Source organism: Desulforamulus ruminis DSM 2154 (genome assembly GCF_000215085.1).
GTDB lineage: Bacteria > Bacillota > Desulfotomaculia > Desulfotomaculales > Desulfotomaculaceae > Desulfotomaculum > Desulfotomaculum ruminis.
On sequence record NC_015589.1, the window covers coordinates 1,824,901 to 1,850,081 of the forward strand.

26 protein-coding genes and 2 riboswitches are annotated in these 25,181 nt (G+C 48.4%); of the genes, 18 read left to right on the forward strand and 8 right to left on the reverse strand.

What is annotated here, in order from left to right:
* The first annotated feature begins 17 nt into the window (after window positions 1–17).
* The 15 genes from lepB to DESRU_RS09260 all read left to right on the forward strand — a co-directional run bounded on the left by lepB (window position 18) and on the right by DESRU_RS09260 (window position 13,121).
* Window positions 18–575 (forward strand): signal peptidase I, encoded by a 558-nt coding sequence (lepB, locus tag DESRU_RS09190; RefSeq protein ID WP_013841832.1) that lies wholly within the window; start codon window positions 18–20, stop codon window positions 573–575.
* An 81-nt stretch (window positions 576–656) separates the two neighbouring features.
* Entirely contained in the window at window positions 657–1,508 is an 852-nt protein-coding gene (ylqF, locus tag DESRU_RS09195) for a ribosome biogenesis GTPase YlqF (protein ID WP_013841833.1), read from the forward strand.
* 123 nt (window positions 1,509–1,631) lie between these two features.
* Window positions 1,632–2,279, forward strand: coding sequence for a ribonuclease HII (locus DESRU_RS09200; RefSeq protein ID WP_013841834.1), 648 nt, complete (start codon window positions 1,632–1,634; stop codon window positions 2,277–2,279).
* Window positions 2,280–2,794: 515 nt separating this feature from the next.
* Entirely contained in the window at window positions 2,795–3,148 is a 354-nt protein-coding gene (locus DESRU_RS09205) for an NADH-quinone oxidoreductase subunit A (protein WP_013841835.1), read from the forward strand.
* Window positions 3,139–3,717 (forward strand): NADH-quinone oxidoreductase subunit B, encoded by a 579-nt coding sequence (locus DESRU_RS09210; protein ID WP_013841836.1) that lies wholly within the window; start codon window positions 3,139–3,141, stop codon window positions 3,715–3,717. Before DESRU_RS09205 ends, DESRU_RS09210 begins: the two co-directional genes overlap by 10 nt.
* Window positions 3,717–4,142, forward strand: a complete 426-nt coding sequence (locus DESRU_RS09215) for an NADH-quinone oxidoreductase subunit C (RefSeq protein WP_013841837.1) — start codon at window positions 3,717–3,719, stop codon at window positions 4,140–4,142. The genes DESRU_RS09210 and DESRU_RS09215 overlap by 1 nt, the downstream gene beginning before the upstream one ends.
* Window positions 4,143–4,171: 29 nt before the next feature.
* A complete protein-coding gene (locus DESRU_RS09220; protein ID WP_013841838.1) occupies window positions 4,172–5,272 on the forward strand; it encodes an NADH-quinone oxidoreductase subunit D in 1,101 nt (366 codons plus the stop codon).
* A gap of 21 nt (window positions 5,273–5,293) precedes the next feature.
* On the forward strand, window positions 5,294–6,343 hold the full coding sequence (gene nuoH, locus DESRU_RS09225) for an NADH-quinone oxidoreductase subunit NuoH (protein ID WP_013841839.1): 1,050 nt from the start codon (window positions 5,294–5,296) through the stop codon (window positions 6,341–6,343).
* A 6-nt stretch (window positions 6,344–6,349) separates the two neighbouring features.
* On the forward strand, window positions 6,350–6,865 hold the full coding sequence (locus DESRU_RS09230; RefSeq protein WP_013841840.1) for an NADH-quinone oxidoreductase subunit I: 516 nt from the start codon (window positions 6,350–6,352) through the stop codon (window positions 6,863–6,865).
* Window positions 6,849–7,367 (forward strand): NADH-quinone oxidoreductase subunit J family protein, encoded by a 519-nt coding sequence (locus DESRU_RS09235; protein ID WP_013841841.1) that lies wholly within the window; start codon window positions 6,849–6,851, stop codon window positions 7,365–7,367. Before DESRU_RS09230 ends, DESRU_RS09235 begins: the two co-directional genes overlap by 17 nt.
* On the forward strand, window positions 7,351–7,668 hold the full coding sequence (gene nuoK / locus DESRU_RS09240) for an NADH-quinone oxidoreductase subunit NuoK (RefSeq protein ID WP_013841842.1): 318 nt from the start codon (window positions 7,351–7,353) through the stop codon (window positions 7,666–7,668). The genes DESRU_RS09235 and nuoK overlap by 17 nt, the downstream gene beginning before the upstream one ends.
* Window positions 7,669–7,696: 28 nt before the next feature.
* Complete coding sequence (gene nuoL, locus DESRU_RS09245; protein ID WP_041275362.1) at window positions 7,697–9,634, forward strand: NADH-quinone oxidoreductase subunit L; 1,938 nt, start codon at window positions 7,697–7,699, stop codon at window positions 9,632–9,634.
* Window positions 9,631–11,145, forward strand: a complete 1,515-nt coding sequence (locus DESRU_RS09250; protein ID WP_013841844.1) for a complex I subunit 4 family protein — start codon at window positions 9,631–9,633, stop codon at window positions 11,143–11,145. Before nuoL ends, DESRU_RS09250 begins: the two co-directional genes overlap by 4 nt.
* 2 nt (window positions 11,146–11,147) lie before the next feature.
* A complete protein-coding gene (locus tag DESRU_RS09255) occupies window positions 11,148–12,578 on the forward strand; it encodes an NADH-quinone oxidoreductase subunit N (protein WP_013841845.1) in 1,431 nt (476 codons plus the stop codon).
* A 174-nt stretch (window positions 12,579–12,752) separates the two neighbouring features.
* Window positions 12,753–13,121 carry a YraN family protein gene (locus DESRU_RS09260; RefSeq protein ID WP_013841846.1) on the forward strand — a complete coding sequence of 123 codons (369 nt, stop codon included), beginning with the start codon at window positions 12,753–12,755 and terminating at the stop codon, window positions 13,119–13,121.
* A gap of 526 nt (window positions 13,122–13,647) precedes the next feature.
* On the opposite strand, the gene DESRU_RS20830 is transcribed toward DESRU_RS09260, so the two are convergent.
* The 6 genes from DESRU_RS20830 to DESRU_RS09290 all read right to left on the reverse strand — a co-directional run bounded on the left by DESRU_RS20830 (window position 13,648) and on the right by DESRU_RS09290 (window position 19,615).
* A complete protein-coding gene (locus tag DESRU_RS20830) occupies window positions 13,648–13,797 on the reverse strand; it encodes a hypothetical protein (protein WP_013841848.1) in 150 nt (49 codons plus the stop codon).
* An 85-nt stretch (window positions 13,798–13,882) separates the two neighbouring features.
* Entirely contained in the window at window positions 13,883–14,770 is an 888-nt protein-coding gene (locus DESRU_RS09270; protein WP_013841849.1) for an MBL fold metallo-hydrolase, read from the reverse strand.
* 111 nt (window positions 14,771–14,881) lie between these two features.
* The gene (locus DESRU_RS09275; RefSeq protein WP_013841850.1) at window positions 14,882–15,457 is read right to left on the reverse strand and encodes an RNA polymerase sigma factor; all 576 of its coding nucleotides are present in this window, start codon (window positions 15,455–15,457) and stop codon (window positions 14,882–14,884) included.
* Window positions 15,458–16,071: 614 nt separating this feature from the next.
* Window positions 16,072–17,709 carry a methyl-accepting chemotaxis protein gene (locus tag DESRU_RS09280; RefSeq protein ID WP_187290631.1) on the reverse strand — a complete coding sequence of 546 codons (1,638 nt, stop codon included), beginning with the start codon at window positions 17,707–17,709 and terminating at the stop codon, window positions 16,072–16,074.
* A gap of 152 nt (window positions 17,710–17,861) precedes the next feature.
* Window positions 17,862–17,946: riboswitch (cyclic di-GMP riboswitch) on the reverse strand.
* Window positions 17,947–18,080: 134 nt separating this feature from the next.
* Window positions 18,081–18,476, reverse strand: a complete 396-nt coding sequence (locus DESRU_RS09285; protein WP_013841852.1) for an ACT domain-containing protein — start codon at window positions 18,474–18,476, stop codon at window positions 18,081–18,083.
* A 17-nt stretch (window positions 18,477–18,493) separates the two neighbouring features.
* A complete protein-coding gene (locus DESRU_RS09290) occupies window positions 18,494–19,615 on the reverse strand; it encodes an aminotransferase class I/II-fold pyridoxal phosphate-dependent enzyme (RefSeq protein WP_013841853.1) in 1,122 nt (373 codons plus the stop codon).
* 181 nt (window positions 19,616–19,796) lie between these two features.
* On the opposite strand from DESRU_RS09290, the gene DESRU_RS09295 reads away from it, so the two are divergent.
* The 3 genes from DESRU_RS09295 to metA all read left to right on the forward strand — a co-directional run bounded on the left by DESRU_RS09295 (window position 19,797) and on the right by metA (window position 23,887).
* A complete protein-coding gene (locus tag DESRU_RS09295) occupies window positions 19,797–21,356 on the forward strand; it encodes a YifB family Mg chelatase-like AAA ATPase (protein WP_273483757.1) in 1,560 nt (519 codons plus the stop codon).
* Between the two features lie 124 nt (window positions 21,357–21,480).
* A riboswitch (SAM riboswitch) is annotated at window positions 21,481–21,588 on the forward strand.
* Window positions 21,589–21,657: 69 nt separating this feature from the next.
* Window positions 21,658–22,941, forward strand: coding sequence for a homocysteine synthase (locus tag DESRU_RS09300; protein ID WP_013841856.1), 1,284 nt, complete (start codon window positions 21,658–21,660; stop codon window positions 22,939–22,941).
* A 28-nt stretch (window positions 22,942–22,969) separates the two neighbouring features.
* The gene (metA, locus tag DESRU_RS09305; protein ID WP_013841857.1) at window positions 22,970–23,887 is read left to right on the forward strand and encodes a homoserine O-acetyltransferase MetA; all 918 of its coding nucleotides are present in this window, start codon (window positions 22,970–22,972) and stop codon (window positions 23,885–23,887) included.
* A 257-nt stretch (window positions 23,888–24,144) separates the two neighbouring features.
* Here metA and DESRU_RS21615 read toward each other — a convergent pair whose 3' ends face one another.
* Both DESRU_RS21615 and DESRU_RS21620 read right to left on the reverse strand, forming a co-directional pair.
* A complete protein-coding gene (locus DESRU_RS21615; protein ID WP_337956071.1) occupies window positions 24,145–24,525 on the reverse strand; it encodes a DUF169 domain-containing protein in 381 nt (126 codons plus the stop codon).
* Window positions 24,507–24,959 carry a DUF169 domain-containing protein gene (locus tag DESRU_RS21620; protein ID WP_337956070.1) on the reverse strand — a complete coding sequence of 151 codons (453 nt, stop codon included), beginning with the start codon at window positions 24,957–24,959 and terminating at the stop codon, window positions 24,507–24,509. Before DESRU_RS21620 ends, DESRU_RS21615 begins: the two co-directional genes overlap by 19 nt.
* Between the last annotated feature and the right edge of the window lie 222 nt (window positions 24,960–25,181).

Here is a 25,181-nt window from a genome sequence, read left to right on the forward strand (position 1 = left end):
TTTTAGGAGGAATTTCTATGGATCAACTGGACTCTCAGCAGGAACTGCAAGTGGAGAAAAAGCCTAAGAAATCAGCCATCCGGGAAATGATGGAGTCTGTTGTCATAGCGGTGCTGCTGGCCGTTATCATCCGGCTGTTTATCCTTGAACCTTTTTATATTCCTTCGGGCTCCATGGAACCGACACTGATGGTGGGCGACCGGATCATTGTGAGCAAGGTGACCTATCACCTTCGGGACCCCAAGCCGGGCGACATTGTGGTATTTAAATACCCCGAGGACCCCAGCCGTAATTTTGTAAAAAGGTTAATTGCCGTGGGTGGAGATACCATAGAAATAAAGGATAGTGTTTTATATATTAATAACCAGCCGGTTCCGGAGCCTTACCTGCCGGCAGGACTTAAGTTTGCCGATTATGGCCCCGAAAAGGTGCCCCTGAATCACTATTTTATGATGGGTGATAACCGGAATAACAGTGACGACAGCAGGGTATGGGGCTTTTTGGACCGGAATTTAATCGTCGGAAAGGCCGAAGTCATTTATTGGCCCGTGGGTCAGATTGGACTGGCCAAATAAAAATTCGCTATGAAGCTTTCGTGGGGGTCATTTCTGGGTAAACTCTTACGGAAGCTTTTGTCTTATATTGGAGGGACCCTGGTGGATATTCAAATTCAATGGTTTCCCGGGCATATGGCCAAAGCCAGACGACAGGTGCAGGAGGCCTTAAAACTGGTGGATGTGGCTGTAGAACTGCTGGACGCCCGGATACCCCTTAGCAGCGAGAATCCCATGATCGGTCAGATCCTGGGGAATAAACCCCGCGTCATCATATTAAATAAAAGCGACCTGGCGGATCCGGGTCTGACCAAAGCCTGGCAGAAGAAGCTGGAACGGGATCAGGTAAAAGTGATTGCTGTGGATACCTTGAAGGGAGAAGGACTTAAAGAAGTGCCCAAGGCTGCCAATCTGCTGGTAGCCGAGCAGATGGCCAAATTAGCTGCCAAAGGCCGCCGTGCCCGGGCTGCCCGCTGTATGGTGCTGGGCATTCCCAATGTGGGCAAGTCTTCCTTTATTAACCGTCTGGTGGGCCGCAGGGCAACCAAGACCGGAGACCTGCCGGGAGTGACCAAGGGACAGCAGTGGATTCGCCTGGAAGGATCACTGGAACTGCTGGATACCCCGGGGATTTTATGGCCTAAATTTGAAGACCCGCAGGTGGGCTTTAAATTAGCGGTAACCGGAGCGGTTAAGGAACAGGTTTTTGATGTTTATGAAGTAGCCTTAAAATTACTGCAGTGGCTGGTGGAAACCAACCCTGAAAAAATTAAGGAAAGATATAGACTGACGGACCTCAATCCCGATAGGGTAGGCCTGCTTTCGGACATCGGCGCCCGCAGAGGGATGCTGGTTTCCGGTGGAGCGGTGGATGAATTAAAAGCAGCCCATTTAATTCTTAAAGAATTTCGGGAGGGTACACTGGGCCGGTACACCCTGGACTTACCCCGATGAGAGTTTAAATTAAACCTTCATTCTACATTGTTCTATATTTATAGAAGGATTTTTCTCCCCTGGAATTGAATTGTTTCCAGGGGAGTATTTTTTTGCAAAAAAGTTTAAAGAGGTTGGTGTCCGGTGGTTTCTTTGGAGTATGAACAAAAGTTGTGGGCACAGGGTAGTCAATGGATTGCCTTTTGTGATGAAGTTGGCAGGGGACCGCTTTTGGGAAGTGTGGTTGCCGCGGCAGTGATTTTGCCTGTGGATTTATTCATCGAAGGGGTGGATGATTCAAAAAAACTAACTCCCAACAAAAGAGAAGCATTGCAGCAAAGCATTCGGGAACAGTGTGTTGCCTTGGGCATTGGTGAAGTGGACAACCGGCAGATTGATCAGATCAATATACGCCAGGCCAGCCGGCTGGCCATGAAAAAGGCGGTTTTAAACTTACAAAACAAGGACGGTCAACCGGTTAAACCGGATTATTTATTAATTGACGCGGAGACCATTGATCTGGAAATTCCCCAACAGGCAATTATTCACGGGGATGCCCTTTGTCACGGCATTGCGGCAGCTTCCATTGTGGCCAAGGTATTCAGAGACAACCTCTGCCTGGAATGGGATCAGCAATACCCCCACTATGGTATTGCCAGCCACAAGGGATATAGCACCCGGGCTCATATGGAGGCCTTGGTAAAACTAGGGCCAACGCCCTTGCACCGGAGCAGCTTTATCCGCAAGATACTGGCCAGGGCCAAGGAACAGCAACAAATTTTTTTTAAGTAAAGGTTTTGCCAAGACCGGATTGCCACCGGTCTTTTTTTGTTGCATGAGTGCCGCAATGTTAATGGAAGAATGGAAATGGATGTGATTAAAGTCACAGCGTCAATGTGAGGAAAACGACTTACAATCGGCGGCTAAGTTGCTAAAATGTAAGGTGACAAAATTTATGGCATTTCAGGAAATTATATCTATCCATATAAATTTTGGTTTGCTTATGAAATGTTTGTTTTTGGAACGGTATCTGTGTTGATTTGGAACATTTCCGGGGCACAATAAAAAAGGACTGTTTTTTAAAAGAAAGGATCCGGCCCTAATATTCCAACATTCTTAATTAAAACAGAGTTTTTTAAAAAACTGGCAAATTAATTGCATCTTAAGTTCCAAGTCATACTTTTGTAATACTCAAGAGATATAATTTCGGCAGTGAATTTGTTTGTAAATCGGTCCTCCGGGACCATGGGCAATAGATATTAAAGGGGTTTATGGTTTTAACGAAGGATTAGAAAGGAGATGCCGGCATGTCAGATTGGGTAGGAGTTGCTTTATTCATTGTGGTGGGAATTGTTTTTGGTGCCGGGGGGCTAATCACCAGTTTTTTGATTCACCCCAGAAGCAAGAATAATTTCAAGCAGGAAACCTATGAATGCGGATTGCCTACCGAAGGACCCACCTGGGTTCGCTTTAAAACGCAATATTTTACTTATGCCTTGTTATTTGTCATTTTTGATGTGGAAGTGATTTACCTTTATCCCTGGGCGGTAAGCTTTGAACATTTAGGACTGGCGGGCCTGATTAAAATGTTCCTGTTTATTTTCATTTTAATCCTGGGGCTATGGTATGCCTGGAAGGAAGGTGCACTGGAATGGAGATAAAAGGCATTGAGAACGGGCAGGACGCTCCGGTCAAGGATGAGATGCTGGAGGAAACCGCCCGTCGTTTAAGAAGACTGGGCGCTGAACCCGCCGTGATCGGCGAGGTGACCCGAATGGTTTCCGTAGGTCCCCTGGAAAAGCTGCTTAACCTGGCCCGGGCCAACTCCCTATGGCCCATGGGCTTTGGTTTGGCTTGCTGTGCCATTGAAGGGTTAATGGCGGCGAACATGGCCCGGTTTGACCTATCCCGGTTTGGCTATGAGGTGATGCGGGCCTCCCCGCGGCAGGCGGACGTCATGCTGGTCTGCGGAACGGTAACTAAGAAGGCGGCCCCCTTTGTGGTGCGGTTATATGAACAAATGGCGGAACCAAAGTATGTCATTGCCATGGGCAGTTGCGCCATCTCCGGAGGTCCCTTTGTGGATTCCTACAGCGTGGTTCCGGGGGTGGATCAGTTGATTCCGGTGGATGTTTACCTGCCCGGCTGCCCGCCGCGTCCGGATGCGGTGATTCATGCCTTCATGAAACTGAAAGAAAAGATTATCAATGGCGGGGTGGTGAAGGGGTAATGGCGGTTGTTCCGGAGGAATTAAAAGCTAGGTTTCCGGAAGTGGAAACCACCGATGATGGGGTTATTCTCATTCCTGTTCAGCAATTGCCGGACTTAATGAAAAGCTTGCGGGAATCGGGGTATAACTTTTTAACCAATTTAACGGCAGTGGATTATCCGGACTATTTTGAAGTGATTTATCATTTAAGTGTGGCCGGTTCCCCGGAGATGATTCAAGTAAAAACCAAGGTTGAGCGAAATCAGCCTTCGGTTCCCTCCACGGTGCCTCTTTGGGGTGGCGCCGCCTGGCAGGAAAGGGAAGTGTACGACCTGTTGGGCGTTACTTTTACCGGGCACCCGGACCTGCGCAGGATTCTCCTGCCGGATGACTGGGAAGGACACCCCCTGCGCAAGGACTACCAGTGGGAGGGTGGCAGGGATTAAACTCCGGCTGAGATGAGAGGTGATAAAACATGTCCATTAAAACCGAAGAATTTTTACTAAATCTGGGACCTCAGCATCCCAGCACCCATGGGGTTTTTCGCATTGTTTTATCTTTGGACGGCGAAACCGTGGTCAAAGCCGTGCCGGTGCCCGGCTATCTGCACCGGGGTATTGAAAAGCTGGCTGAGGCCCGGACCTATACTCAGGTAATTCCTTACACCGATCGTCTGGATTATCTGGCCAGCATGCTGATGAACTGGGGTTATGTGCACGCCGTAGAAAAACGGATGAATCTTGAAGTACCGGAACGGGCGGAATATATCCGGGTGATTGTGGGTGAACTGTCCCGTATCGCCAGCCACATGGTTGCCACCGGCGCCTATGCGGCGGATATTGGAGGTTTGACCGGTTTTATTTATACCTTCCGGGACCGGGAAGAAATCATGGATTTATTTGAAATGATCTGCGGAGCCCGCCTGACCGTGAGTTATTTCCGCATTGGCGGTGTGGCGGCGGACCTGCCGGACGGGTTTGTGGAAAGATGCCGCAAGTTTATTGATTACCTGCCCAAAGCCATTCATGAATACAATGGTTTGATTACCGGCAACGAAATCTTTCAGGCCAGAACCAAAAATGTGGCCATCCTGCCCCCGGAAAAAGCGCTGCAGATGAGTTTGTCCGGTCCTTTGCTGCGGGCCTCCGGGGTCAATTACGACCTGCGCAAGGCAAGGCCTTACAGTGTTTACGACCGGTTTGATTTTGAGGTTCCCCTGGGCACGGTGGGGGATTGTTTTGACCGCTACTATGTGCGGATTCTGGAAATGCAGCAGTCGGCAAACATCATTCGCCAGGCCTTGGATAACCTGCCTGAAGGACCGGTGATGGCCAAGGTTTCCAAACTGATTAAACCCCCGGCGGGGGAGACCTACGCAGAAATTGAGAGTTCTAAAGGCATTTTTGGGACCTATATCGTGAGCGACGGCAGCAACAAACCCTACCGGGTTCATTTCCGGCGTCCTTCTTTTATTAACCTGGGTTATCTGGATGAAATGCTGCGGGGTTGGAAAATCGCCGATGTCATTGCCATCCTGGGCAGCATCGACATTGTGTTGGGGGAAGTGGACTGTTAACATAGTTGGGAGTGAGGCAAGGTGGAAAATCTTTTCATTCATACCGCCGGCGGAATCAGATCCCTGCTGGAGTCCGCTGGCCTATCGGTTGCAGCAGCCGATTTTGTTTTATTGTTCTTGAAATTGGGCGCCATTTTGGTGTACATCTTAATCAGCGCGCTGTGGCTGGTCTATATGGAGCGGAAGGTCAGCGCCTATATGCAGTGCCGCATCGGTCCGAACCGGGTCGGCCCCATGGGGCTGCTGCAGACCACGGCGGATATCGGTAAGCTGATTAGTAAAGAATTTATTATTCCCAAAGATGCGGATAAGAAATTATTCCTTTTGGGACCGATCTTAATTTTTATGCCTCCTTTGGCAGTGTTTGCGGTGGCGCCCTTTGGAGAGGGCATGGTGGCCCTGGATTTAAACATTGGCGTTTATTATTTTCTGGCCATGGCCTCCTTATCCACCGTCATCATCTGGATGTCCGGCTGGGCTTCCAATAACAAGTACTCCCTGATCGGGGGCATGCGGGTGGTGGCTCAGATGGTCAGCTACGAGATGCCTCTGATTCTTTCCATCCTAGGGGTAATTATTCTTACCGGCACCCTGAACATGAGCGGAATTATCCGGGCCCAGGAACATGTCTGGTTTATTTTTCTGCAGCCCCTGGCCTTTATTATTTACCTCATTGCCGCAGTGGCAGAGACCAACCGGACCCCCTTTGACCTGGTGGAAGGGGAGTCGGAAATTATCAGCGGCCCCTTCACGGAATACAGCGGCATGGGTTTCGCCATGTTTTTCCTGGCCGAATACGCCAATGTGGTGCTGGTGTCGGTGATGGCCGTCACCCTGTTCCTGGGCGGCTGGCACGCGCCCTTCGGACTGACGGTGATCCCCAGTTGGATCTGGTTCTTGGTTAAAGTCTATTTTATGATCTTTTTATTAATGTGGTTCCGCTGGACTTATCCCCGGATCCGGGTGGATCAACTGATGGAATTTGGCTGGAAGGTGCTGGTGCCCTTGTCCTTGGCCAATATCTTCTTAACCGGCATCGGAAAATATTTCTACGATATGATGGGGTGGTGATGCAAGATGTTTGGTCAGGGTCTGCTCAAAGGTTTGCGAATTACCCTGGGCTGGTTTTTTAAACCCAAAGTGACGGTACAATATCCCGAGCAAAGATGCCCCATTCCGGATCGTTTTATCGGGAGGCCGGAGTTTGATTACGACAAATGCATTGCCTGCAACCAGTGCGTAAACGCCTGCCCCAATAAAGTGATATCCCTGGAAACCGTAACGGTGGAAAAGAAAAAAGTAGTGAAAGAATATAACTTTGATCAGCAATACTGCCTGTTCTGCGGGTTGTGTGAGGAAACCTGCCCTAAGGATGCCATTAAATTTACCAAAGACTTTGAATTAACCCAATACAACCGGGATGATATTCATATCAAGTTTGTAAAACCGGAACAGGTGGAGAAAAAGATCCTGGAAGTGCAGCAGGCAGCGGCAGACAAAGCGGAGGCCGAGGCCCGGGCGAAGGAAGAAAAGGCGGCAGAGGCAGCCAAAGCCGGTGGGGAGGAGGAACGGGAAGATGGAAAACCTGTATAGTCAAATTGCCTTTGTCCTGTTGGGCGGTTTGATTTTAGGATCCGCCCTGCTGGTGGTCACTTTAAAAAATCTGGTGCACAGTGTCCTTTGGCTCATTGTTACCTTTATTGGCGTTGCCGGGATCTTTTTAATGCTGAACGCGGACTTTGTGGCGGCGGTGCAGGTGCTGGTGTATGCCGGAGCGGTCTGCATTATGCTGGTCTTTGGCGTGATGCTGGTGCAAAGGCCGGATATGAAAAACTCCAACCCGGTGAATTACCGGTTTAAATTAGCGGCGCCCGTGGTGGGGGGATTGTTTATCCTCATCGGCCTGTTCGCCGCCAAGGCCCAGTGGGTATACAGCGGGAAGGAAGTTCCCCAGAACACCGTGCAGGCTCTGGCGCCCATCCTGCTGGCGGATTTTGTAATACCCTTTGAAGTGGCGGCAATTCTACTGACCGTGGCCCTGACCGGGGCGCTGGTGTTGGTGAAGGGGGTAAAGGTGAATGGGAACAGGTCTTAATCCGGCTCATTTTATTGTTCTCAGCGGGGCACTTTTCGCCATTGGTTTGTACGGCGCCCTGTCCAGGAAGAATGCCATCGGGGTGCTGGTGTCCCTTGAGTTGATGCTGAGTGCGGTCAACATCAATCTGGTGGCGTTTAACAAGTTTTTAACCCCGGATGCTTTTATCGGACAGATTTTTGCTATCTTTGTGATTACCGTTGCCGCTGCGGAAGTGGGCTTAGCCCTGGCCATTGTCATCGCCATTCACCGCTGCCGGGGCTCGGTGGATCTGGACGATTTTGACTGGTTGAAATGGTAGGACAACGGTTGGAAGGTAGGTGATAGAAGTGGTTGATTTTGCATTGCGTCACGCCTGGTTAGTGCCCCTGCTGCCGGCCCTGGCTTTTGTCTGCATTGTTTTCCTGACAAGGCCCTGGCCCAAACTCAGCTCTCTTATTTCCATTGCCGCCATGTTGTCATCCTTTGTTTTGGCAGCATCCATTGCCCTGGGAGTCTACACCAACCCGGATTTTATTGAAAAACCCCTGGTTTATTCCCTGCGCTGGTTCGGCATGGAAGGATTCTCCGTGAACGTGGGCGTGATGATTGATCCCACATCGGCCATGATGCTGTTTATGGTAACCCTGGTGGCGTCCTTGATTCAAATTTATTCCACCGGCTATATGGAGGGGGACCCGCAATATTCGGTGTTCTTTTCCTATCTGTCCCTCTTTGCCGCATCCATGCTGGGACTGGTGATTTCCAGCAACCTGCTGCAAATGTTTGTTATGTGGGAACTGGTGGGATTGTGCTCCTATTTGTTAATCGGATTTTATACCTTTAAAATATCCGCCCGGGAGGCAGCCAAAAAGGCTTTTATAACCACCCGCATCGGGGACTTCGGGATGCTGCTGGGCTTGTTGTTCCTGCAAATTAAGTTTGGTACCCTGGATCTGGTAACTCTGGCCGAGCGGGTACCCCTGTTTGAACAATTTGGCGTTTCCCTGGGGCTGCTTACGGTAATTGCCATTCTGGTGTTTATCGGACCCATCGGCAAGTCCGGCCAGTTTCCTCTGCATGTCTGGCTGCCGGATGCCATGGAAGGTCCCACCCCGGTTTCCGCTTTAATTCATGCGGCCACCATGGTGGTGGCCGGTGTCTATCTGGTGGGCAGAACCCTCTTTCTCTATATGGAGGTTCCCGGAGCCATGGAAGTGGTGGCCTTCACCGGAGCCTTCACGGCGCTCTTTGCCGCCACCATTGCCTTAACCCAGCGGGAGATTAAAAGAATCCTGGCCTATTCTACGGTGTCTCAACTGGGCTATATGATGCTGGCCCTGGGGGTCGGCAGCCTTTCCGCCGGGATGTTTCACCTCTGGACCCACGCCTTCTTCAAAGCCCTGATGTTTTTGGGAGCCGGTTCGGTGCTGCATGCCCTGCACGATAAGGCCGATGTGTGGAAAATGGGCGGCCTGATCAAAAAAATGCCCATTACCGGCTGGACCTTTGTCATCGGCGGGCTGGCCATTGCCGGTATTCCGCCCTTTGCGGGATTCTGGTCCAAGGATGAAATATTAACGGTGACCCTGGAATATGCCCGGCATGGCCATGGCTTTGCCTATATCCTGTTTGCCATGGCGGCTTTTACGGCCTTTTTGACCGCCTTTTATATGTGGCGGATGATCTTCCTGGCCTTTTTTGGCCGGGAAAAGCCCGAGAACCATCCTCACGAATCTCCGGTCAATATGACCCTGCCCTTGGTTGTGCTGGCAATTCTGGCTGCGGTAGGCGGCTTAATGGGTACGCCCTGGGCCAACTTCTGGAGCAAGTGGATTCACTTTGGACCGGTTCACCACGGGGAACCGGCCGTCGGCCTGATGATCCTGTCGGTGGTCCTGGCGCTGCTGGGCATCGGTCTGGCCTACTTCCTCTACTATAAGGATGAAGAAAAACGGATGGTCCGGAATCTGTCCGAACGCTACCAAACAGTGTACCAATTACTTTATCACAAATATTACATCGACGAACTTTACCTCTGGATCAATCGTACCTTTGTGGATGGAAGCGCCAAGCTGCTGTATTACTTTGACATCTATGTGGTGGATGGCCTGGTCAACGGCCTGGCCGGCACCGCCAGGATTTCCGGGAAGGGCCTGCGCTACCTGCAAACCGGCAGACTGCAGACCTATGCCCTGGTATTCTTCCTGGCCATTCTGGTGATTACGGTGGTGCTGGCCTTTGGCCCGCCGACTTCTGCCGGGATTACGGGAGGTGTTAACCGATGAATATTCCCGTATTAACCATTACCTTGCTGTCTCCGCTGCTGGCGGCCCTGTTGATTGTGTTTATTCCCAAAAACGAAGATAAACTGTGCAAATGGGTGGCGGCCCTGGGCACCGGTGTTTCCCTGGCCTTAAGCCTCTATGTTTACTTTGGTTACGACCAGGCTGTGGGGGGATTGCAGTGGGTTGATTTTGGGAGACCCATTCCCTGGATTGAAGACCTGGGTGTAACCTATTATATGGCGGTGGACGGTTTGAGTCTGCCCATGCTGCTGCTGACCAATCTCATTGGTTTTGCGGCGGTGTTCGCCTCCTGGAATGTGACGCATCGGGGGAAGGAACTGATGATCCTGCTGCTGGTGCTGATCGCCGGAGTGATGGGAACTTTTCTAGCCCAGGATTTGTTTATCTTCCTGTTGTTTTATGAAGTAGTGGTAATCCCCATTTACATTATGGTGGTGATCTGGGGAAGCTCTAAACGGGTGACCAAGGAATATGCCGGTATGAAGCTGACCATTTATCTTTTAATCGGGTCCGCCTTCCTGCTGGTGGGAGTGATCGCCACCTTTGTTCAATCCGTGACCATTACCGGAAGGCCGGATATGAGCTTTGAGGGTTTAGCCCGGGTGGCCTTTCCGGAGGAATTCCAGATCTATATGTTTGGCTTGATGCTGTTGGGCTTTGGCTCCCTGTTATCCATGTGGCCCTTTCACTCCTGGTCCCCGGATGGTTATGCCGGAGCGCCCACGGCGGTTTCCATGATTCACGCCGGGGTGCTAAAGAAGATTGGCGGCTACGGTTTAATCCGCCTGGCCATCTTTGTGATGCCTCTGGGCGCCAAGTTCTGGGCGCCCTGGATTGCCGTGCTCGGAGTGGCCGGGGTGGCTTATGCGGCCTTTGGAGCCCTGGCCCAAAAGGACTTGAAGTATGTTGTGGGGTATTCTTCGGTTTCCCATATGGGTTACGTGCTGCTGGGAGTGGCCTCCCTGGGGGTCATCGGCGTAAACGGCGCCGTGGCCAACATGTTTGCCCACGGCGTCATGGCCGCCTTGTTCTTCTCCATGATCGGCTTCATCTACGAAAAGACGCATACCCGTTGGATTCCGGATATGGGAGGCTTGTCACACTATGCTCCCCGGCTTTCCGTGGGCTTTATGATGGCGGCCCTGGCTTCTCTGGGACTGCCCGGTTTAATTAGTTTTGTCCCGGAATTTACCATTTTTGTGGAATCCTTTAAGGTGTTTGGCTGGCTGGCTGTGCTGGCCATCGCCGGGATCATTATTACCGCCCTTTACGTGCTTAGGGCCGGCGCCAATACGTTGTTCGGACCCGCCCGGCCGGAATTCAGCGGCATAAAGGATTTAAAGGGTGCGGAGCTGGTTCCTTTGGTGGTCCTGGGAGGGGTTCTGGTCATTGGCGGGATCTTGCCCTCGCTGCTCTTTGATATGGTAAACAGCGGGGTGGAGCCTATTCTGGTGCATATCAGTGAAACCCTGCAGATGGGGGGGCGGTAATCATGCAAGTGGATTTTACTCTCTTAACTCCTGAATTGGCAACCTTTATTCTTGGCTTGGCCACCTTTCTGCTGGGTTTGCTGGTTCCCGGCGGTTCCCGCAAAGGTCTGGGCAGTTTTGCCGCGGCAGGACTGCTGGTGGTCCTGGGGATTACGGTGCTTTCCTGGGATACCCGGGGCGTACTCCTGCAGGGCATGTATCTAGTGGATGCCTACGCCCAGTTTTTTAAAATATTGTTTTTGGTGTCCGCCATCCTGGTTATTTTGGGTTCCATCCGCTATATCGACGAGCAGGTGGACAGTCACTTTGAGTACTACCCCACGGTGATCTTTGCCACCCTGGGCATGATGGTTATGGCTTCGGCGGGAGATTTTATTACCCTGTATATGGGTTTGGAACTGATGACCATTTCCTTCATTATTTTGGTGGCCCTGCGGACCTGGGACGGCAAATCTCTGGAAGGCGGCCTGAAATATATTTTGCTGGCCGGATTGTCCACGGCCGTATTATTGTACGGCTTGAGTCTGATTTACGGGGCAACGGGCACCATTATCATCCGTCAGGTGGCGGCAAGTTTGGACTTTGGCTACTTTTCACCCCTGTTGGTGATCGGCCTGGTGATGCTGGTGGCCGGCCTGGGGTTCAAAGTTTCGGCGGTTCCCTTTCACATGTGGAGTCCGGATGTATACGAGAGCGCGCCCACGCCGGTGACCTCTTTTCTGGCCGTAGGTTCCAAAGCAGCGTCCTTTGCGGTGCTCCTGCGGTTGTTTGTGGACGGTTTGCCTGCTTTGCATCCTCACTGGGCCATGCTGGTGGCGGTGTTGGCGGCTTTGAGTATGGTGCTGGGTAATCTGGTGGCTATACCCCAGACCAATATTAAAAGAATGCTGGCTTACTCCAGCATTGCCCAGGCCGGTTATATACTGGTGGGGTTGGTTACCGCCAGCGAAGCAGGAATTAAAGGGGTTTTGTTTTATGCCTTCCTGTATGTTTTTGCTACCATCGGAGCCTTTACCGTGGTGTCGCTGGTCTATAATAAAATAAAAAGTGATGAGATTGCCGATTATGCCGGACTGGTTCAACGGGCGCCTCTGGCGGCAACGGTGATGCTGATTTGTCTGCTGTCCATGGCGGGAATTCCGCCCCTGGCAGGCTTTGTAGGGAAGTTTTATCTTTTTACGACCATCATCCAAGGTTATATGTGGCTGGCCTACCTTGGTCTAATCATGAGCATGGTATCCGTATATTACTACCTGCGGGTAGTGCTGGTGATGTTCCGGGACGACCCTGTGGACCTGTCTCCTTTGGAGATGGGAAGCGCAGCGAAGATAACCCTGTTGATTACCATGGTGGCAACCATTGTCCTGGGGATTTATCCGGGACCCTTGGCTGAGATCGCCAATATTGCAGCCCAATCCTTCTTTATGAAATAAAGCAATGGCTTTGAGTTGCAGCAGCAGCGAAAATCTCCCCCGGTGACACCGCGGGAGATTTTTTTGAGAGCCGTAAATATAAATCCTTTCAAGAATGCACCAAAAAATTAAAAAGCGGCAGGGGAAAGGAGTTTTCCAGAGAAAATTAGTTAAAAAACTGGAGAGGGTTTACCGATGGATGATACCCGTAAGGCTTTAGGAAACAGGGGAGAGGAAGTAGCGGCCGGCTTTTTGCGTCAACTGGGGTGGAAGATCATCGAAAGAAATTACCGCTGCCGCATGGGGGAATTAGATATGGTGGCCACGGATGATCAGGGCGTCCTGGTTTTTGTGGAGGTTCGCACCCGTTCCGGTTCCAGCCATGGGCTGCCGGAGGAGAGCGTCCTTTTGGGCAAGCAAAAAAGATTAAGAATGCTGGCCGAATATTATTTACTGCTTCATCCGGAATGGCGCAATAAACCCTGCCGGTTTGATGTTCTGGCCGTTCAGCTCGCTGCCCGGGGAGAAATAAAAACTGTCCGGCATATTAAAAATGCTTTTTAAATAATCCAAGGGGCTGATGCAAACAGATCCATAAAGGTTCTAATGCACAGCCCCTTCCTTGCACAAATAAAAGAATAGAACACGGATTCACACGGATTTAGTATATTAAAATCCGCGCAAATCCGTATAATCCGTTAAATCCGTGTTCTGTTGCTTATTAGACCATTGTTATCTACCGGTTTATTAAAAAGGAGCTTTGTCCCACTCTCTTATATTCTTTGAAATACTTTTATCAGTTAATTGGCTTGAGCATATTTACAAAAATTTTTGCACTCCGGAACGTAATGGGGAGAAATGCAATCTTCCGGGAAGCCGGGCAGGCTCTCATAACAGGCCGGCGCGTTGCGAACCCGGGAAAAGGAACAAGCTACACAGGCCGGGGTACAGCCGTATCTTAAGCATGCGCTGCCTCGGGTACCGAAATTGAACTCAAGGTAACAGCAAGGGGGTTTATCACATTTATGGAAAGTTAAATTTGGTCCGCCGCCCATTCTGATCCTCCTTGTTTATACATGATTTTATCCCGTTAACGAGGTCTTTTTAACTGTATGGTTCCCAGCACGAAAAAGGCAATGCCCAGTAGACAAAATTCAATACTACGTTCAACAAAAAAGCTAACCACAATAAATAACAATCCGGTGGTTCGGAGGGTTTTTGAAAGACTTCTCTGTTCCATAATAGATCACCCCCAGTTCGCGTTTAGCCTATGTTAACATGGACGGGCTGAAAAGAAAAGACGGGGATGAAAGATAAGGCTTTTTTTATTGATGCCACAGCAACCGGTTCTCCTGCAGCGAAGTTTTGATTTGCCCCTGTTCATATAAATAGGTTAAGTAAGCCATGACTGTGGTCCGGTATAAAAAGAAGAGGCCCGGATTTGAGGTGTCGATTTCCAAATGGGAACATAATTTGGCCAGGAGATCTTCCGCCGAAAGAGGTTCCTTAAGCCAGTTGTTGATTAACTCCAGATGCTGTTGAACGGCAGCTCTGTTCTGAGCCAGGTCTTCATAGATGTGCCGGGCCGGCTGACCGTGGGAGGGAACGTACCAGTTGCAATGGATCTCCCCTAGTTTTTGTAAGGTATTCAGATATTCGGAAATATACACGTTATAGGGAATGCCGTGTTTTTGCAGCAGAGAGCTGCTGAGATAGGCGTCCCCGGTAAAAAGGACCCCGTCTGCCAGCAGACCGATCTGTCCCAAACTATGGCCGGGCAAATCAAAGACCTCGACATCCACGCCCGCTATCTGCCGGGCTCCCGCAGTTATTTCGCCGGTGACCCGGCTGGGCTTGGCCATGAGGAACTTGTTTTGGATTTCTTTCCAGGGATAAGCGCCGCCGGCCAGCATAGCGGGCTCTAGCAGGGGATTTTGAACAAAGGGCGCTTCCAGGGGGGAGGTATAGATGTCTGCTCCGGTACGCGACTGTAGAAAAGAATTTCCCCCGATGTGATCCGCGTGGGAATGAGTATTCACAATGGCCTTTATTTTTAAATTTTCTGCCTCAGCTTCTCTTAATAATTTTCTGGCTACCGATTCATCAATTCCGGTATCAATGACCACCGCATCACCGGATGAAGAGAGGATCAGACCTAAATTTGTCGGTCCCTGAAAAACATAGATGGAACCGGTTAGCTTTGTAAGGGGCACAACAAGACCTCCAATCAATATATAGATCATCGTAACATATTTTGCCATCTCCCGGCAACTTGATGTATGGGAACACTACAGCCGGGACCTTGGTCCCGGCTGTAGTGAAATCTAGTATTTGCAGTCTAAAAGCCGCAATTTTCCCCTGATTATGTTCCTGGCATTGCTCAGTCTGGATTTAACAGTGCCTACGGAACATCCCATAATTTGCGATATTTCTTCGTAGGAATGACCTCGCAGCTCCCGGAGGACAATTACCTTGCTGTGTTTTTTGGACAATGTGTTAATACAGGTACAGATGGTAGATTTTAATTCTTTATTAATGGCAACTTCTTCCGGAGAAGGCAGATTACCGGTCAAGGTATTGGTAAAATAGCCATTCTCAATGGTTCTTTCCAAAGAAATCTCCGTTATTTTTCTTCTCCTGCTCCTCAATTCGTCATAACAACAGTTTTTGGTGATATGGATCAGCCAGGATTGAAAGGAAGAAGTTTGTCTGAGTTTTGTGATATTCAAATAGGCCTTTATAAAGACTTCCTGGCAAATATCCTGAGCATCATGCAGGTTGCCCATCATTCTGTAAGCGATAGAAAAAACCTTGGGTTGATACATTTCTATTAATTGATTAAAATAACAGTTCCTTTCGCCTCTTAAAACCTTTTTAATGATCGGTTCCTCAACTAACATTCTTTCCTCCTAGCAACATCTTATAAACAATTTAAATTATAGAGTTTAGATAAAACAGGAAAACGAAGCGATAGGGGAGTTCTCTCTTATCTATGCTCCCGTCAGTTGACAGCTTAAGTCGAATAATAATGATTATAATAAAATAATTTTGTGCAAGAAGGCATTTGTTCCAAATTAACTTATTATTGTTACCAATAAAGTACATACGGATAACAGAGAATAAACTGCGGAGAGATGTAGAAGATAGGTCTTTTTATTTGGGTACGCTAAACTTTAATTTCAAAAGAACAGGATATGCATCCGGAGCATATCCTGTTCTTTTATCCCTGTAGCGAAAAAATATTAATCGGGACAAAATTACATGGATTGAATACAAGCCAACAACGAATCAATCGAATATTTATATTTGAGAAATATATGATATGAGCATAACGCCTGGTAAGGGCATGCTCTCCATTATGAAGATGCTTTAGAGCATTCAAACAAAATCCGTGGTAGAAATGGTTGACATCTTCTTTGTCCTGAAAACTAGCCAACCTTGCCAGCCCGTTTCCCTAAAAATTGGTCTTAATCAAAAAATAGGAAATATAAAAAGTGGTTTAAAGGTCGCTAAATTATACATTGAATCCTGCAACTTGACTTTGCAGTTTATTGGCTATTTTGGCCAGTGATTCCGAAGAGGCATATACTTCTTCCATGATGGCGGTTTGTTCCTCAGTGGAAGCGGCTACATTTTGGATGCCTGCATTCATCTGCTCAGCGGCAGATACTACATCCTGAATTCGGGTCGTAAGACTTTGAACCGAATCAATAATGGTGTTAAATTTAACCCCCACATTTTGTACAACGTCTCTTCCGGACTGAACCTCGTCTGTACCTTGGTCAATGGCCTTTATTGCCTGTTGACTTTCCTTTTGAATTTCTTGAATTATTTGAGTAATATCTTTCGCCGCATTGGCTGACTGTTCAGCCAGTTTGCGCACCTCTTCGGCCACAACGGCAAAGCCCTTGCCTGCATCGCCGGCTCTGGCGGCTTCAATGGCGGCATTTAAGGCCAATAAATTGGTTTGATCGGCAATCCCCGTAATCAGGTCAACCATACGCACAATTTTTTGGTTTTTATCATTCAGGTTTTTAATAACCTCTGCCACCCGGTTAGTGGAATTGGCAATGACCTTGAATTGTTCCGTAACCTTAACAATCTCACCTTGCCCGTCATTGGCATGTAAGGCTGCATCATCCGAAGCCTGGGAAATCTCCTGAATATTGGCTGTAACGTGTTCAACGGTGGCGGAAATTTCATTCATGGTTGAAGCGGTTTCCGTGGCGCTGGCGGAAGTTTGCTGGGACTGATTGGAAAGCTCGGTAGCCATGGTGGTGAGACCGCTTGTGGCTTGCGTTAAACTTTGAATAATGTCTTTTAAATTGTTTTTCATGTTATTAAAGGATTCGGATAAAGAACCAATCTCATCCTTGGTGCTAATTTTAATATCCTCTACTGCCAGATCCCCTTTAGCAATATTTTTGGCGCCTTGTTCAATTTCTTTAATAGGGCCAATGATGCTGCGGATCATATAAAAGGCGGAGGCAATACTAAGGAGACAGGCAATTATAATGCTGGTGGTGGTGGAAGCTTTACTTTGCGCGTAAATGCGCTCGCTTTCACTGCTGGCCTTATCGGCATTGCTCTGGTTGTATTTTAATAATGCGTCGGACGCATTCCGAACGTAACGATACAAAGCGGCACTTTCATTCATTAAAACATTTCTCGCGGCGGTTTCATCGTTTTCCCGGCTAAGCTGCAAAAATCTTTCCTGGGATTCCTTATAATTAGTAATTTCAGATTCCAGAACAATGTAAAGGTTTTGCTCTGTTTGGTTGGTGTCTTTGTTAAAGTAATTCATGTGCTCGCTTATTTTTTGCAGATTAGCGGCCATCACTTCTTCACTGGCTTTTTTATTTTTTTCTAAGGGAGAAAGAAGGTGTTCATATTCTTTGGAACGGGTATCGGATATGAGAGAGTTAATTTCTTCCGAATGGTGAACTCCGGGCAGCCAGACATTGGTGATCTCCGATGCTTTATCACTGACGGTTCCTAAATTAATGTTGCTTAAAATACCTGAGACGGTAATGATCAGGAGCAAAAGACCAAAGGTAAATACCAGTTTCTTTTTAAGGGTTAGCGAGATAAATCCGATTTTGGGAAAGAATTTTCTTAGATTCACTTTATTCATTTTTTGGTATCCTTTCAATTGTTTTAAGATACTAGGTCATAGGTATGACCACACAAACAAGGTTAAAGCTTATTAATCTTGAAAAAGATGCATTTCATTCCTCCCTCCTCTAAAGGTATTAAACATTAAAAAAGGGCCTGAAAAATCAGGCCGCTTAACGCAGAATTTCTTTAAGCAACCTGGCAACCATAGCATTTCTGCCTTAGGCCCATAGCTTTGCGTCTCTGCCTTTCGACAGATTTGCCCGATATTTAACAATTAGCTATATTAAACAACAAATTATAAAATCCTTTTATTTTTAATAAGTTTTTTATATAAAAAAATACATTTATTTTAGGTTATTGGATTTTGTCTTTTCTACTGCCCTTTTCCATACTTCCAGGTACGGTTTAAGAAGAGGGCTGTTTCTGTTTTATAAACCGGTAGCCCTGGCGGGAAAGAATTGCAACTGCCTGTTCAAGCCGGTCTTCTTTAACCAGCAAATAGTCCGTGTCATAGGTTGAGATGGCAAAGATGCTGATGCCTGCCTGGGCCAGAGGGAGGGTCAGCGAGGAAAGGACGCCGGTTAAAGAAAAGTCCAGAGGTCCTTCCACCTTGAGACAACGCCAGTTTCTTTCACAGTTCAGGGTCTCGGGTGTACTTTCCTGGGGGCACACCAGGGAGAGTTCGTCCATGGTTTTGGTAATAGAAAAAAACTTTCCCCCTACAGCCCAGTGGGGAAGGGCTGTGGAAGGAGGGAAGCGACACACGGCAAAGGTGCCTTCTAATAGAGACAGATTTAACATTGATTTATACCCTTTCTTTATTCCTTATTTTCCTGCATATACTGGTCCAGCTTATCCAGGCATTGGGGCAGATTTTTTCGCCCAAAGCCAATTCTAAAATTTCGTTGGCCAAAATCGTAATAATTTGAAGGGAGCAGAAGAACGCCTTTCTTTTGCACCAGATCCAGGCAGAAATCCTCCACCGAGGCTTCCCAGCGGATGCTGGGAAAGGCAATGGGTCCCGCCTTTGGCTTTTGCCAGAGGAATTTATCACTATACCGGGTAAAGAATTGATCCAACAGAAGCAGGTTTTCCTGAATAATGTCCAAATTTCTGCAGGCCAGCTTGTCCCGGTGTTTTAGAGCGATCAAGGATAGAAACTCGCTGGGTGCGCTGTTGCAGATGGAAGTATAATCCTTAAAGGAGGCCATACGACGGTAAATTTCACCATTGCGGGTGGCAATCCAGCCGATGCGCAGCCCGGCCAGACCGTAGGTCTTGGACATAACACCCAGGGATACGGCGTTTTCATAAAGGTCGCAGGCGGCGGGCAAACGATCTGCCGCATTGTATTCCAGAAAACGGTAGACTTCATCGGAAAATAACACGATGTTCCTGCTTCTGGCCAGTTCAATGAGAACATTCCATTTTTCCACCGAGGGCGTATAACCCGTTGGGTTGTGAGGGGCGTTGATAATAATGGCCCGGGTGTTGGGCCGGAGACTGCCGGATAAAAAATCCAGGTCCAGCTCCCAATTATCTTTCTCCTGCATTTCCCAGCGGGTAACTTCACACCCGATAGAACTGGCCACTTCTATGAGGGACTGATAACAGGGGTACTGGACAATAATATGATCCTTTTTTTCCAGGGCGGCATTCATAAACAGAAAGATGGCTTCCTCCGCCCCGGAAGTGACCAGGACATTTTCTGCGGAAACCTGGGTATAGATATCGGCAATGGTTTGCCGCAATTCCGGGTTTCCCGGCGCCTCGGTATATCCCAGCCATTGATTCTGAAACCTCTCAAAGGCGCTTTCACCTTCCAGGCTTAAAATTTCTTTAATGGTAAAGGACTCACAATCGGAACAACACAAAAGATGAGGGGCATTGAATTCATATTTGGCAAAATACCTTTCCAGCTTAAAATCCGGCAGCTTCAATTCCGTTCCTCCCTTTTTAATATCTTCTCGGGTTTACAATACCCCATTTCGAGACCGGAAGAGTAAATCCTTTTTATCCTGAATTTAGAGATGATTTTTGCGATAAAGTCAGGATTCGACAATATCTCCAAAGGTTTCTAAATCTGCGGGGCGGAATATTCTTAATAGGTTATTAGGATATGTGGTCAAGAATTTGGGGGAGAAGGACTTGCTGGCGATTATTAACAGTGTGGCGCTCCAGGGTCTTAAAGGGCAGAAAATCAAAGTTGAGGTTGATGTGTCGAACGGGCTCCCTGCGTTGGACCTAGTTGGTCTACCGGACAGCGCGGTGAGAGAGGCTAAGGACAGGGTACGAACGGCAATAAAAAATTCCGCTTTGGAATTCCCGGTAAAGCGCATTACCGTCAACCTGGCTCCGGCTGATATTAAAAAAGAGGGCCCTGTTTATGATTTGCCCATTGCCGTCGGTATCCTGGGAGCTACCGGACAAATCCATGAAGCCTTGTATTCCGGCGTGGCCTTTATCGGGGAACTATCCCTGGACGGCTCTGTAAGGAGTATTCACGGCGTGTTGCCGTTGATTTTAGCTGCCAGGAAACTTGGTTTAAAGGGCGTTGTGATCCCCCGGGAAAACGCTCCGGAAGGGGCGCTGGTGGAAGATATGGAGGTGTTTGCCGTTTCTTCCCTGGCTGAACTTGCCTTGGCTTTAAGGGGTGAAGCGGAATTGGAGCCAGTTAAAAAAGAAGCTTATCCATACCGGCAAGAGCAGCCTCAGACAATCGTTGATTTTGCAGATGTTCAGGGGCAACTGACGGCGAAGCGCGCCCTAGAAGTGGCCGCTGCCGGAGGACACAATATTTTGATGATGGGCAGTCCCGGCTCCGGTAAAACCATGCTGGCCCGCAGAATACCAACCATTCTTCCGGATCTGACCTTTGCAGAGGCCATTGAAATCACTCAAATTTACAGTTTGGCCGGACAGTTAACCAATCACCAGCCCATTATCACCAGCAGGCCTTTCCGTTCCCCTCATCATACTTCCTCTGCCGCCAGTCTGGTAGGAGGAGGACGGTTTCCCAGACCCGGTGAAATAAGCCTGGCCCATCATGGGGTGCTGTTTCTGGACGAACTGCCGGAATTCCATAAAGACGCCCTGGAAGCCCTGCGGCAACCTCTGGAGGATGGTTTTATCAGCGTTTCCAGGGTGGCGGCCAGCATTGATTATCCTGCGTCAATCATGCTGGTGGGAGCGGCTAACCCCTGTCCCTGCGGATTTTTGTTGGACCCGGAAAAGGACTGCATCTGCACGCCCTATCAGGTACAGCGCTATATTAACCGCATTTCCGGCCCGCTGCTGGACCGGATTGATATTCACCTGGAAGTACCGAAGGTATCCTACGCAGAACTGACCGATGTTTCACCCGGCGAGCCTTCGGCGGCCATCAAGGCCAGGGTGGAAGAAGCCCGAGGGCGGCAGCGGGAAAGATTCAAGGATTCGGGAATCACCTGTAATGCCTCCATGGGTTCCCGGGAGGTCCGCCGTTACTGCCGTTTGGAGGCTTCAGCCGCCAAACTGCTGCAGGATGCTTTTAAACGCCTGGGACTAAGCGCCCGGGCCCATAACCGCATACTGAAAATAGCCCGAACCATCGCGGACCTGGACAACCAAAAGAACATCTTAACCAACCATCTGGCGGAAGCCATCCAATACCGCGGTCTGGACCGGTTGTTTAGAAACTGAGGGAAGGTTCTGAGAGCACCTTTACCACCAGAAAAAGATTAAATTGGAAGCTGTTTTAAAGAGTTGTAAGAAGTATTCTTGACACATTGTCCTCTGCAAAATATAATTAGAAAAAATAAAAAATCTCTTATCCAGAGCGGTGGAGGGAAAGGCCCTATGAAACCCGGCAACCGGTCGGCTTTAGTCGACAAGGTGCTAATTCCTTCAGGAAGTATTTCCTGGCAGATGGGAGGAAGTGGAACACAGAATGAACAACCCCTTCATCCATTGAAGGGGTTTAATTTTTTAAGGAGGTTACATCATGACAGAGAGAAAACTTGGTTTTGAAACCCTGGCCCTTCATGCCGGGCATCAACCGGATCGTGAAACACTTTCCCGGGCAGTGCCCATCTATCAAACGTCATCTTACGTATTCCGGGATTCCGAACATGCCGCCAATCTTTTCAGCCTTAAGGAAGAGGGTCATATTTACACCCGCATCGACAATCCTACCACCGATGTGCTGGAAAAGCGTCTGGCCGCCCTGGAAGGGGGAGTGGGAGCCCTGGCCATGGCTTCCGGACATGCCGCCATTGTGGCCGCTATTTTGAATATCGCCTCCGCAGGGGATGAAATCGTCTCTTCCACCAACCTTTACGGTGGGACGGTGAATCTATTCACCCATACCTTTGCCAGACTGGGTATCAAGGTAGTCTTTGTAAACCCCGAGGATCCGGAGAATTTCAGAAAGGCTATTACGGAAAAAACCAAAGCCCTCTTTGCGGAAACCATCGGCAATCCCCGGTGCGATGTCCTGGATCTGGAGGCGGTTGGAAAAATAGCCCATCAGGCGGAAATCCCCCTGATTGTTGACAGCACCTTTACCACGCCTTACCTCTGCCGGCCCTTTGATTACGGAGCGGATATTGTGGTTCATTCCACCACCAAATTTATTGGCGGGCATGGCACCAGCATTGGCGGCGTGATCATTGATTCCGGAAAATTTGACTGGAGCCAAAATGATAAGTTTCCCGGATTGAATCAGCCGGACCCCAGCTATCATGATATAACCTATACGAAAGAAATGGGGGCGGCAGCCTATATTGCCAAAGCAAGAACGCAGCTATTAAGAGATCTTGGGGCATGCGTCAGCCCCTTTAACGCGTTCCTGCTGTTGCAGGGCATTGAAACCCTGGCCTTACGGATGGAAAGGCATGTGTCCAATGCCCAAAGGGTGGCGGAGTTTTTACAACAGCACAGCCTGGTTAATTGGGTTTCCTATCCGGGGATAAAAGGCCATCCATCCTACGAGCTGGCTCAGAAATACCTACCTAAAGGAGCCGGGGCGATTTTAACCTTTGGCATTAAAGGGGGGCTTGAAGCCGGCCGGAGATTTATAGACAGTTTACAAATTTTTTCTCACCTGGCCAATGTGGGAGATGCCAAATCTCTGGTGATTCATCCAGCTTCCACAACCCACAGCCAACTGTCCGAGGAGGCCCTGAAGCAGGCGGGGGTTTCACCGGACCTTATCCGTATCTCGGTGGGGCTTGAAAGTATCGGTGATTTGCTGGAGGACCTGGATCAGGCTTTAAAGGCTCAATAGAATTTGACAATAGAGGGGTGGCTGAAGGATGCCCATTAAAATACCGGATCACTTGCCTGCAAGCCAAATTTTAACCAATGAAAATATTTTTGTGATGCATGAGACCAGAGCGGTGCGTCAGGATATACGGCCGCTGAAAATGGCGATCTTAAACTTAATGCCCACCAAGATAACCACCGAAACCCAACTCCTGCGGCTTCTGGGCAACACCCCGCTGCAGGTTGAAGTAGAACTGCTTCATACCGGTTCTCACTGGTCAAAAAATACGCCGGAGGATCATTTGGCGGTATTTTATAAAACCTTTGAGGAAGTAAAAAATCAGAAATTTGACGGTCTGATTATAACCGGCGCGCCGGTGGAGCAACTGGAATTTAACCAGGTTGATTACTGGGAAGAATTACAGGAAATCATGGAATGGTCCAAAGATCATGTCACCTCCACCTTGCATATTTGCTGGGCAGCCCAAGCGGGGCTTTATTACCACTATGGCATACCCAAATATGACCTGCCGGCTAAATTGTTCGGTGTATTCAAGCATTGGATTAATCGGAGCCATATTAAACTGCTCAGGGGTTTTGACGACGAATTTTATGTGCCCCATTCCCGTTATACCGAGGTAAGGCGAAGGGACATTGAAAGAGTGGAAGAACTGGAAATCCTATCAGAGTCGGATGAAGCCGGTGTCTATATCGTGGCTGCCAAGAACCGCCGGATGTTCTTTATTACCGGCCATTCCGAGTATGATCCGCTGACCTTAAAAGGTGAATACGAAAGGGATGTCAAAAAAGGGCTGGATATCCTTGTTCCCCAAAATTATTATCCGGAGGACAATCCGGAAAATGAACCGGTAGTAAAGTGGAGAGGGCATGCCCACTTGTTATTCTCCAACTGGCTTAACTATTATGTATATCAGGAGACCCCTTTTAATCTTACGGAGATAAAATAGGCAAAAGACTTTGCGTAGTGCCTTAAGAACGGCAGATAACCCAGTGAACAACCGGACTAATAAAAAATAGAACACGGATTCAACGGATGATACGGATTTACACGGATTTAAAATTAAAAATCCGTAACAATCCGTGGAAATCCGTAAAATCCGCATTCTATTCTTTTTTTGAAGAAATAAAGAGCTGCGCAATGCAACCATTCTGGTTTTTGCCACAGCCCCTGTTCATAGGTCCTCTACGGAAATCTAAAACCAAACTACTCGGCTTTATAATCTTTAAAACGAATCATCGGACATTTTTTGCAAACATCCACTCCCGGGAAATCTTGACCGCCGGCCCCCAAAAAGGAGCTCCCGCCATATTTAAAGGTTCTTTTAATTAATTGATCCGCTAACTGACTTATCTGCTTGCCAGGAATAAACAGGTTCACCTCGCCTTTTTCGGTTTTACCCGAGGTAAAGCTGCCTGCACACATGGTTTTCATTTCCGGTTTGTTTTCCTGAAAACAACGTACCGAACCGCCGCAGACCACCGAATTGATGGTATGGTTAGAAGTTACCGTGGGCACTTTACAGGCTCCGATATAATCATTAAGGATATGATAAGCCTGGAGTACATTTACCACAAAGAATACCACATCTGATCCACCGGGGTTTTGTATAGAGGCGCCGTCATAACGCCTTTTAACTGGCCAACGGGTAAGGTGGGCCGGGCTTGCATGCATTCCTTGGCCAGATCCCGGTCTGTGGTATATTTAACTTGTTCGTCAACCTCGGCGTCGGAAGCTTCACGGAAGCCAAATACCGTTCTGGCATTACCGCAGAGCAACTTGTCATCGGTAACCTTTACAATATAGTTGTCCATGCGGGAAGCCAGGGCAGCCTGACAAAAGGTCATCTTTGAAGCAGGCACCTTTTCCGGGATAAAAGCGTCAAACTCGTCTTGGTCAAAGAAAAATTTAATGGCCACCGGATTATATTCCAGTTTGTATAAAGCTTGAAAGGCTTTGTGCATATCCTCGTAGCTTAGATGGTTCCTTGTGGCCAGTTCAGCAACATTAATCAGCAGCAATTTTATTCCTCCTAAAGATGATGATAGGGATAAGCTTATGCTAATATGATTATAACAAAAAAGAGGACTTTTTTATGTAAATTTATGATTTAGATTATGGCATCAATGGCTTGGCAATCCGTTGCTGCCGTTTTCCACCAGAAAAGTTTGTTTTACTGATGATATGATCACTGCCAATATAAAAATAGATTTGACAAGGAGTGGGTAAATCCCGTAGTGTAT

Bases quoted from the DNA above. Each gene is read 5' to 3' on its own strand.
- lepB (WP_013841832.1), top strand. From the start codon at position 18: ATGGATCAACTGGACTCTCAGCAGGAACTGCAAGTGGAGAAAAAGCCT.
- DESRU_RS09205 (WP_013841835.1), top strand. From the start codon at position 2,795: ATGTCAGATTGGGTAGGAGTTGCTTTATTCATTGTGGTGGGAATTGTT.
- DESRU_RS09210 (WP_013841836.1), top strand. From the start codon at position 3,139: ATGGAGATAAAAGGCATTGAGAACGGGCAGGACGCTCCGGTCAAGGAT.
- DESRU_RS09215 (WP_013841837.1), top strand. From the start codon at position 3,717: ATGGCGGTTGTTCCGGAGGAATTAAAAGCTAGGTTTCCGGAAGTGGAA.
- DESRU_RS09220 (WP_013841838.1), top strand. From the start codon at position 4,172: ATGTCCATTAAAACCGAAGAATTTTTACTAAATCTGGGACCTCAGCAT.
- DESRU_RS09230 (WP_013841840.1), top strand. From the start codon at position 6,350: ATGTTTGGTCAGGGTCTGCTCAAAGGTTTGCGAATTACCCTGGGCTGG.
- DESRU_RS09235 (WP_013841841.1), top strand. From the start codon at position 6,849: ATGGAAAACCTGTATAGTCAAATTGCCTTTGTCCTGTTGGGCGGTTTG.
- nuoK (WP_013841842.1), top strand. From the start codon at position 7,351: ATGGGAACAGGTCTTAATCCGGCTCATTTTATTGTTCTCAGCGGGGCA.
- DESRU_RS09250 (WP_013841844.1), top strand. From the start codon at position 9,631: ATGAATATTCCCGTATTAACCATTACCTTGCTGTCTCCGCTGCTGGCG.
- DESRU_RS09255 (WP_013841845.1), top strand. From the start codon at position 11,148: ATGCAAGTGGATTTTACTCTCTTAACTCCTGAATTGGCAACCTTTATT.
- DESRU_RS09260 (WP_013841846.1), top strand. From the start codon at position 12,753: ATGGATGATACCCGTAAGGCTTTAGGAAACAGGGGAGAGGAAGTAGCG.
- DESRU_RS20830 (WP_013841848.1), bottom strand. From the start codon at position 13,797: ATGGAACAGAGAAGTCTTTCAAAAACCCTCCGAACCACCGGATTGTTA.
- DESRU_RS09275 (WP_013841850.1), bottom strand. From the start codon at position 15,457: ATGTTAGTTGAGGAACCGATCATTAAAAAGGTTTTAAGAGGCGAAAGG.
- DESRU_RS09285 (WP_013841852.1), bottom strand. From the start codon at position 18,476: ATGTTAAATCTGTCTCTATTAGAAGGCACCTTTGCCGTGTGTCGCTTC.
- DESRU_RS09300 (WP_013841856.1), top strand. From the start codon at position 21,658: ATGACAGAGAGAAAACTTGGTTTTGAAACCCTGGCCCTTCATGCCGGG.
- metA (WP_013841857.1), top strand. From the start codon at position 22,970: ATGCCCATTAAAATACCGGATCACTTGCCTGCAAGCCAAATTTTAACC.